A 9,512-nucleotide genomic window follows, 5' to 3' on the forward strand; every position below is an offset into this window, starting at 1 on the left:
TAAGAAGTACATGCGACTTCTATACGTGTTCTCAAGAATATCTGAAATGGCTACAGATTGGCTACAGTAAAAATTGAGATTCGGCTAAAATTCTGATTATCAAGGACTGATATAGGTAAGTTCACTTACCACCAGCTCCACTAAAAGCATGCTCAATGTGAGTTGATGAGCTTTTAATTACATTGGAAAATCGTTGTAACCTATTAAAGTTACAGCGATTTTCTGTTTTTGTTTAGATTGAGATCAGTATATCTTTCATGGCTTGAAAGAGGGAGGTTGCTAAGGTTTTTCTATCTTTTTTGAATCGAAAAGAGGACGCATGAAACTTATCGTCTCACGCGTCCTCTTATGAATTAGCGTTTATTTTCAAGTGTGTAGGGCTATGCCTACAGCTTGTTTCTATTTGAAAATCTTGATTTCACTCAGCGAACCAAGGTAATCTTGTACGTTAAACTCAAGCTTCAAATAACGCACCTTGACGTTCTTTGTTGCGTTGATATTATTCCATGTCTGTTCTTGGAAATTAATTTCTTCGGACAATGGCAACCACTTTTTACCATCTGTACTACCGAATATCTTAACAGATTTCGTGTAATATTCGAATCCGGTGAGGATATACATACCAATCTTTAAGCCTTTTACGGTTGTGTCACGTTTCAAATCAATAGACAAGGTGGTTGTTCCTTCAGGCATATAGCCATATTGATTGGTTACGCCATCAGTGAGATTATCAATCGAACCATATTGCAATGGATTTGAAAGTGACAGGGTGAAGTCTTCACTTGGAATCTCTGTACCAGATGGACTGGTTGAAGAATGAGCGAAAGCGATGTCAACTACATTGATAGGAATCAGTATTTCTCCGCCTGAAATGTAGTGTTTCTTACCCTCTTTATCATAGAATATGGCGCGCATAGGTAGCACATATTCACCTGCTTTGGTGAATTTCTCAGCGTGTTGCAATTCTATTGTAGCTTGAATTTCTTGCTGTCCTTTGGCATTTTCCTTTGTAGTGACAGTAATACCTTCAGGAGCTAACTCCTTATTGCCATCGCTCTTGAAGATTGAATTGTCGCGTTCCAGTCCTACTTTGCAGTCTTGATCGATTGCTTTCTCTATGGCAAAATCTACATAGAGAGTGTTGGTTGAGGAATAAGTATTGCCAGATGAAGCCATCTTTACCGAAGCTCCATCACCTTCTAAGGCTACTATCCACTGCTCCTTTGGGTTGATAAGAATGTAGGCATAGTCTTGATGAGTGCCTGTTGGGCTTTTTAACTCATCGTTTGTAGGTGTGATGCGTACTGGAACTACTGTGGGACTATCCATTTTCTTGAGACCATTCACAGTGATAGGGATGTTGAGTTGAGTCAACTCTTTGCTAATTTCAAAGATTCCTTTATTAGGGAGTGTCACCTGATCAGCTGTGGCTAACTTGTAATCCTTATAGGTAGTAGTCAACAACGGAGCATCGGCAGCAAAGGCAACCTGTACAGTTGTGGCATTCTTTAGATTGCGACTGATGTTTGCTGTGAATGTAAATGTGTGGCTATCTTGGCCCGTAGAGATACCAGCTGCAAAATCGTTATCATACTTCTGCGTAGTAGAAGCGAAGCTAACGAGGTTGTTGCGTGGGTCTGAACCATGGAAATAACCTGCTATATCGTATTCACCATCGTAGTTATAGTCGTGACTACAGCCCGTGAAGGCTGTAGCTGCGAGTGCTAATGCGATAATATATATGTTATTTTTCATATTATTTCGTTTAATAATGAGCTTATTCCGGGAACTTTTCATCATTCCAATTGATTAGGTTTTGGTTATATTCTGTATCGTTAGTACCAGCTACATAAACCTTGATAGGGTAGTGGTTTTTCGATACATCCTTAACACCAACCTTTTTGTTCAATGGAGCATAGAACAAGAGATTAGGGTTATCAGGAGTCTCTATGTATAAGTTGTCCATTACTTGGAAAGCAGAAAGTGCTTTGTCGTAAAGGCGAATCTCACGTACATAGCCTTCAAATGCACCCCAACTCATGTTTAACTTGGTGAAAGTCTCAACCTTTGGCACGTCAAACTCATTGTCTAAGACGCCATTAATATAGCACTTTACATGTTGACGGTTATATACCCATGCAATGTAGTACCATTTTCCTGGTTGCAATTTAGTCTTGGCGAAAGCCTTAGGGTCATCAGTTTCACCCACCTTCATTTGCAAAGCACCATCTGCAGTGACACGAGAGTAGAAGTCAGGTGACAATACTGCCTGGTTATCTTTATTGCGATCAAGTTTAATTGCGTATGACATTGTCCATTCTTTCAACCCCGTGTATGGTGTTGGGAAGGTTGTTTTAAGATAGAATCCTTGCTGACGCATCGAGGTAGTATAAAGTACTCGGTCGATGGCGAATATCTTTGTTGCACTTGAACTCAATAGACGCACCCCCTCAGTAGATACTAACTTCACGGGGATTGCATATTTTGTAGAAGCATCAAGGTCGCTTCCGAGGGGTTTAACATTGATGTCTATCGCACCGTTTGCCACGTTACCAGCGCCAATTGTAAGGGTTTCGGCAGACAAGCTGTAATATTTTGCCGGCAGGAGTTTATAGTTTGTACCATTAGCGGCATTGTAATCAGCGAGTGCTTGCTCATCGATTGCAAACTTTAATACAGCTTCATTGCTTAGTTTATTAGCCACACGAGCAGTGAAAGAGCCTTTGCCGCCATTGCCATCTACTGTGAGTTTACTTAGTGGAGTGACATCAGCTCCTTCAATATATGCGGCATTAGGTAACTTATTCTCATCGCCTACATTGTCATAATCGACATTGGAACACGACCAAGTAAGGCATGCTATTGAAGCGATTCCGAAGATCTTAAATATATGTTTCATGTTGTTTGTGTTTTATTATTTTACAGCTGGGTTCATCAACTGAATGCCTTTACGCAGGTATTTATATACAGGATTGGCTGCATAATCCTTCTCCATATGGTAGCTTCCGATACCTCCCTTGCGTCCTTTCAAAGGTTGCCATGTAGCCATTCCAAGGTAAGAAGGAACAGATTGACCATCACGTGTTGTGAAAGTAACGCCACCTGTACCTGAATGGGCTTCGAAATTCTCAGTTACAATAAGCTTTTTGGCAATCTCTTCTTCGGTTTGTTTAGAAGAGAATTGAAGTACAAGTTGAGAGAAACGATTATCTAAGTCTGCATAAGAACTGCAGTCGTAGGCCTGAAGAATATAGTAGTTGAAATATAAAGCCATATCAGCAGAGAACCAATAAGGCTCACCATCAACGACGAGAAGTTTCTTACGACCTTCTTCAGTCTCGGCTTTCGGGCCTATACGCTTACCCATTGTACGGATAAAGAGATTCATACGGTCATTTTTCCACATTTCTTTATTCGTGCGGAAAGGCTGAGGAATATTAGGCTCTGCATCGAGATCGAAGCCATCTAAGTTATATTTGTAGATGGTATCACAAATGGCATTGGCATACTTTACAATGGAAGCATTGATCTTTTGCTCATCACCATCAACCCAACCCCAATACTTTTTGTTGTAGGTTTCCCAAGACTCACCGGCTTTTTTCGATGATTCTGGTTGAGCAGGGGTAACGCCTTTACCAATATCAAAAAGCAAAGCGCAAGCCAAAGCGCGTATGCCTTTCTCCTCTTTTGCACGTTTCAAGTCTGCTTGTTGGGCTGCAGTCAGGTTTGAAAAGCCATCCCACAACGAAACAAAGTCTGTGCTGTCAGGCAGATTGTAGAGGCAACGTGATGCCGGACTCTCACCATTCCAGCCACCAAACCACCCGAAGGTGACTTGATGATCGGTATTCTTATATGCGCGAAGATTGATTAAATAGTCTTTATACGCACGTGATTGAGCACTATCTGCATTAGCCAATAGCTTATCAATATTCTTGTTTTCTACCTCAGTCCAGTCGCTACAACTTGTTGCAGTGAACAATAATGCGAGACAACCGAAAATAAAATATTTCTTCATTTGAATTTTCTTTTAGGTTACTTAATCTTTTTATCCCACCAAACACGTGTAGCACCATTGTCTGCACCATTGAGTAATTGAACAGCTTTCTTTACGTTCTCCAAGTTCTTTATATACTCATCGTTAGAATAAGGGATACGTGTTGGACGAAGATTACCATCAACATCACAATCGGTTGCTGTCAATACAGCTGGGAAAATGTGAGGATAGCCTGTACGACGATACTCAGACCATGCTTCTTGTCCATCAGGATAGATAGCTAAGTATTTCTGAGTGATGATACGTTCAAGGTTGCGTTCGAAGTTACTTGCACCTGTTTCCCACTTGATAGTGATAGTAGACGTTGCGGGAGTATCGTATTCTGAGTGCAGCACATCAACGAAATTAGCAGGTACATTTGTGCTATTTGCAATATATGTTGCTGCTTGTGAAGCGCTCAAATCATTTTCTTCAAACGAAGTTGTGATTCCTTTCTCATAATAAGACTGAGCTGTTCCACCTCCCATATTCCAGCCGCGAAGCGCACCTTCAGCACGAAGGAAGTAGACTTCTGAAGCCTTCATAATATAAATAGGTGTTGCATCTTCTACATTTAAGGATGAAGATTTCTCCTTACTCAAGTAATCATCTATACTTGGGATATTCGTTCGGACCGCATAATAGTCTTCAATGCCATTATTCTTTGCCTTTACAAAGTAGCTGGCAATACGTGGATCATTATATCCTTTGAGGTAAGATGAGATCTCAGCACCCATGCGAACATCGTTATAACTGCCATTGATAATCACCAAAGGGTTACGGAGTGAGACGCCAGCGCCCTTAGATAATTTTGCAGCTTCTTTTGTATTTTCAATCACACCATAAGGATTTGTGAGGGCTTTTTCTGCATATTGCTTGGCCAATGTGGGGTTGGCATAGACTATGCGCATCGCTAAACGCAGCATTAAAGAGTTCGCAAACTTACACCATTTAGTGTAGTTGCCTTCATAAATAATGTCGTATTTAGAGAAGACATCATGGCCACCATTAGCTAAAGTGTGTACGGCTTCGTCTAACTCCTTTAGCATTGCCTTGTAAACATCCTCTTGTGAATCGTATTCTGCATCAGTAGAACCTTCCTGGCCAGCCTTAGAATAAGGAATAGGACCATACGTATCAGCAGCCTTGTGCACTGCAGCTACCTTTATAATTTGGGCAACTGCGAAGCCCTCGGGGTCTGTTGTGGTGCGCTTTTTCACATCAAGCCAATTGCGGAAAGCATTACCTGCCATAACATTAAAGGTGTATTGGCTCCATGGTTTCAAAGCAAAGCTTGGGAAACCTCTACCTACCCACTTGTTTTGTGCTGGCGCCATATAGCCTATCCAGCATGCGCCGCCGAGGGTATATGGTATCTGATAGTCGTTGACATAATTCGTACCAGATGATCCCACAGGGAAGATTGTCTTCTCAAATGAGGTTACAAAGCCACCCACATTGAGGTTGTCTTGTTCCAATTGCTTCTCTGTTGGCTGACGATGATCGCGGTTAATATCAACAAAGTCTGCCTGACACGAACTTAAAAGCATAGTAGTTAGTGCCGATACATATAGAATTGAATTGATTTTTCGTTTCATAATCAAAGTTTGTTAGAAGTTAAGTTTCAAGCTGAAACCAAGGTTTCTCAAGCTTGGTGCACTAAAGTAATCGCTTCCTTGACCATAGGTTCCTGTGGAAGATGCAATTTCTGGGTCGAATGGAGCCTTGTTGTAAATCATCCAAAGGTTGTTAGCAATGAAGCCAACGGTAACACTTGGCCAGCCTTGTCCAAGCAAGGTACGAGGCAAGGTGTAGCTAAGGCTGATGTTTTGTAAGCGTACATTCGTTGCATTATAATAATAGTAGCCCATCAATTGCTGATTAGCAACAACCTCATAGTATTTCTGTGGGTCAACTTTTACGCCGCCTGCAACTTCTACATAGCCACGGTCGCGAGCATCAGCAGTAGCTTGTGAAACTCCAAACTGGTCGAGAACGGCTTGTGTAGCAGAAGTAACAATGCCGCCAAAGCGTGCGTTAATCAAGAATGAAAGGTTCAAACCTTTCCATGAAACACTATTTCTCCAGCCCATATTAAAGTCTGGGTTGGTATTACCAATCCTCAAACGTTCTCCATTTGGGAGGTCCATTGAAGACAGACTACCATCTGCACCAACAGCAATGGCACCTGTTGCATCGCGCTTCAACACTTTAGTGATGTAAACATCTCCCATGCTGTCGCCCTCGCGGATATAGCCACCACCAGCTGCAGTCTCTGTAAAGTTGATGACTTTTCCGTCAATTCCGGTGTGATAATTATGTACTAACTTCTTCACTTTATTCACATTTCGGCTGTAGATAAGACGTGATTCAAAGTCTACTCCGCCAAAGTTGTTGTTGTAAGCCAATGACATTTCTACACCCGAGTTAGCGATATCACCAGCTTGAATGTACATTCCGGTATAAGGAGATGTTGCTGAAAGTTCAGCAAGGAACGTCTGATTGTAAGTATTTGAGTGGTACCATGTGAGGTCAAAGTTAAGCTTGTTTTCAAACATTCTCAAGTCTAAACCTAACTCAAATGAACGTGTTCGTTCTGCCTTAAAGTCGTAGAAAGGTAATATTGTACGTGTAGAAGGAATACCATCTACGATAGGATAGGTAATGGTTCCACGCGTTACACCCCGATAGCGATCAGGAATTGGTGAACCAACTTCTGTGTAAGAACCTCTCACTTTCATGAAAGAGACAAACTCAGGAAGCTTTGCCATCTTTGTAACGATAGCCGAAAGACCTACTGAAGGATAGAAGAATGAGGGCTCTTTTGCATGCACAAGGAGTGAACTCCAGTCGTTTCTTCCTGTCATAGAAAGGTACAACATGTCCTTCCATGAAAGCTCTGCACTGGCAAAGATGGCTGTATTACGTTTACGGAACTCACTGTCTGTCGCTCTTGTATTAATGGGATCAAGCGCTGCAGAAGAGAATAAGTTTGGCACTTTTAATATTGGTCCGCCGAAACCTACACTGCTTGAACGATAGTCTTCAAGGCTCGCGCCGACGTTAGCTGTTAGGCGATAGTCCTTGCCGAAACTCTTATCAAGATTAAACATCACATCCAAATAGGTCTGTTGGTCGCTTCCTTGTGAATGGTTATAAATGCCATTGCCATGTGTTCCGGCATAAAGAAGGCCCTGACCACTCGCGTGAAAACGACTCTCTGACTCGCTGTTGGTGTTGTCAACACGCACACGTCCTGTCACGTTTAACCATGGAAGGATGTCATATTTCAAGCTACTCATGAACATATAACGCTTGCGTTGTACGGGAGTCATCATGTCATTGACGATGAAATAAGGGTTCTGAAGTTGCATTCCCTGGTCACCATAGGGCCAATATTGGGTTGCAAGCTTGCGAGAAGCATCGTAACGCTTGTACAATTCGACTGCCGACCAATCGTTTCCACGTGGGAAAAGATAAACAGATGTCAACGGATTATAATATTCTCCAGGGCGATACATGTTCTGAGTGTTTTGAATGATGTAGCTACCATTAATGTCTAAGTGCAGCTTATCATTGAGAAAGTCACTCGTATTGCGTACGGTGAAGTTGTAACGGTTATATTCGTTGTTGGGTAAGATACCCGTTGCATTCGTTGTTGCGACAGAGATATAGGTCTTGTTTGTCTTTGTTCCTGTCGTCAAAGTCAACGAATTGATGAAATTGTGACCTGTGTTGAAGAAGTCTTTTGGCTGGAATGCTGTTGGTGTTGCCAAGCGATCGCCCCAGCTATAGAATGAACCTGCCTTATTTCCATAGGTGTTTTGGAACTTAGGCATAATGAAAGGATTAGAAAATTCCAAGCTACTTGAAACAGCAACCTTTACCTTTCCTTCAGCACCGCGCTTGGTATTGATCATGATAACACCATTGGCTGCAGCCGAACCATATAGGGCTGCTGATGAAGGACCAGTCAAAACGTTGATACTTTCAATATCATCGGGGTTGATATCTGCTATTCCTTCTCCGCTGGGTTGACTTGAATAGCGACCTCCACCAATGTCACCTCCGTTCTTATTTAGCATAGGAACACCATCAATAACATAAAGAACGTTGTTGCCACCAGTAATAGATTTCGTACCGCGCATTACGACACGAGTCGGTCCTCCGACACCCGTTGTTGAGGCGTTAATGTTAACTCCCGCTACGGCTCCATTCAAACTATTGACAAAGTTGACGTTCTTCACGTTCGTAAGCTGGTCTGCGCCAACCTTCTGAACGTTATAACTCAAAGCCTTTTCAGAGCGTTTGATACCCAAAGCGGTAACAACCACCTGGTCAATCGTGTGAGATTCGGGCTTTAAAGCAATGTTTAGGTCACCTGTTCCCGTAACTTTCACCTCCTGAGTGGCCATACCAATGTAGCTAATTTGAAGCGTTGCACCTTTTGGTACGCTTAAAATGAACTTGCCATCAATGTCTGTAGTGGTTCCATTGACACCGGTCTTGTTGTCTTTAACGCGTATCGTTGCACCGATAACAGGCTCACCTGCGTCGTCAACAACTGTTCCGTTTACCTTTACATCACCATTAGATTGCTGTGCTTCCAGCGTCTTTGATGTTGTAGTCTTTACCATTGGAGCAATCAGATTCTTGCTAATGGTTTCAGCAGAAGAACCATGAGTTCCGGCAAAGGCTTCCAAACAACAGCAAGACAAGAGGATGCTTACTGGGAGAATCTTTCCTTTTTTCATTAGATTTTGTAAATTTAGTAACACTTAAAGCAGTGATAACCCCTCGCCAATGTAGGCAAGAGGTATCGTGTTATTTGTGTATAGTTATTATTATTTGCTTAATTTTAGGTTGCGGATGCAAATATAATACATTACTCTTAATAGCTTATCAACTATATACAACATTTAACAAACATAAACAATAAAGCGTATATATTTAGAATAAAACGTTAGTTTATAACGACAAAACATTTAAAAGTGTTAAAATACACATTGTAACAATCCGAAGAAATAAGTGCTTTTATTTCGCAAAATCAATTTATAATTCAATGAATTAACATCAAATTGAAATATGATATAAATTCAAATGTAATACTTCTGCAACTCTTTTATGTTTTGATTAAATAGAATTGGTGAATCGTTAACAACCTGTTTTTTACTTGATTCATCTATAATGTCCTCATCATCTCCTTGCATTTTTGGAAAGAGTTCAACGCATATGGCATTACTTTCGCGTGTGACGGTTTAGTTAGGGTAGGGGAGTTCTTCGCCAATTCTTGACGATTAAAAGCATAAATCATGCTGAGTTGCACATGAGTAACATTCATTATTTTGGTTAATTTCATAGAGAAAATACAATGATACCTGCTGCGTTGACAATGTTTACAATCCACTTCAGCGGATAAAATCAATGTTGTGGTTATTCATCTTTGCATAGATTATGATTTCACCCCTAACGATTG

Annotated in this window: 5 protein-coding genes; all 5 read right to left on the reverse strand. The window is 41.3% G+C overall.

Annotation, left to right across the window (positions count from 1 at the left end):
* Nucleotides 1-399: 399 nt before the first annotated feature.
* Genes HMPREF9420_RS10550 through HMPREF9420_RS10570 form a run of 5 tightly spaced genes read right to left on the reverse strand, consistent with a single transcriptional unit; the run spans nt 400 to nt 8,790 of the window.
* Nucleotides 400-1,755, reverse strand: a complete 1,356-nt coding sequence (locus HMPREF9420_RS10550) for a discoidin domain-containing protein (RefSeq protein ID WP_044078930.1) — start codon at nt 1,753-1,755, stop codon at nt 400-402.
* 22 nt (nt 1,756-1,777) lie between these two features.
* On the reverse strand, nt 1,778-2,899 hold the full coding sequence (locus HMPREF9420_RS10555; RefSeq protein WP_007135666.1) for a DUF1735 and LamG domain-containing protein: 1,122 nt from the start codon (nt 2,897-2,899) through the stop codon (nt 1,778-1,780).
* 15 nt (nt 2,900-2,914) lie between these two features.
* Entirely contained in the window at nt 2,915-4,018 is a 1,104-nt protein-coding gene (locus HMPREF9420_RS10560) for a glycoside hydrolase family 18 (RefSeq protein ID WP_007135667.1), read from the reverse strand.
* A 17-nt stretch (nt 4,019-4,035) separates the two neighbouring features.
* Nucleotides 4,036-5,634 carry a RagB/SusD family nutrient uptake outer membrane protein gene (locus tag HMPREF9420_RS10565; RefSeq protein ID WP_007135668.1) on the reverse strand — a complete coding sequence of 533 codons (1,599 nt, stop codon included), beginning with the start codon at nt 5,632-5,634 and terminating at the stop codon, nt 4,036-4,038.
* A gap of 12 nt (nt 5,635-5,646) precedes the next feature.
* Nucleotides 5,647-8,790, reverse strand: coding sequence for a SusC/RagA family TonB-linked outer membrane protein (locus HMPREF9420_RS10570; protein WP_007135669.1), 3,144 nt, complete (start codon nt 8,788-8,790; stop codon nt 5,647-5,649).
* Between the last annotated feature and the right edge of the window lie 722 nt (nt 8,791-9,512).

The organism is Segatella salivae DSM 15606, from assembly GCF_000185845.1.
Lineage (GTDB): Bacteria > Bacteroidota > Bacteroidia > Bacteroidales > Bacteroidaceae > Prevotella > Prevotella salivae.

Bases quoted from the DNA above. Each gene is read 5' to 3' on its own strand.
- HMPREF9420_RS10550 (WP_044078930.1), bottom strand. From the start codon at position 1,755: ATGAAAAATAACATATATATTATCGCATTAGCACTCGCAGCTACAGCC.
- HMPREF9420_RS10555 (WP_007135666.1), bottom strand. From the start codon at position 2,899: ATGAAACATATATTTAAGATCTTCGGAATCGCTTCAATAGCATGCCTT.
- HMPREF9420_RS10560 (WP_007135667.1), bottom strand. From the start codon at position 4,018: ATGAAGAAATATTTTATTTTCGGTTGTCTCGCATTATTGTTCACTGCA.
- HMPREF9420_RS10565 (WP_007135668.1), bottom strand. From the start codon at position 5,634: ATGAAACGAAAAATCAATTCAATTCTATATGTATCGGCACTAACTACT.
- HMPREF9420_RS10570 (WP_007135669.1), bottom strand. From the start codon at position 8,790: ATGAAAAAAGGAAAGATTCTCCCAGTAAGCATCCTCTTGTCTTGCTGT.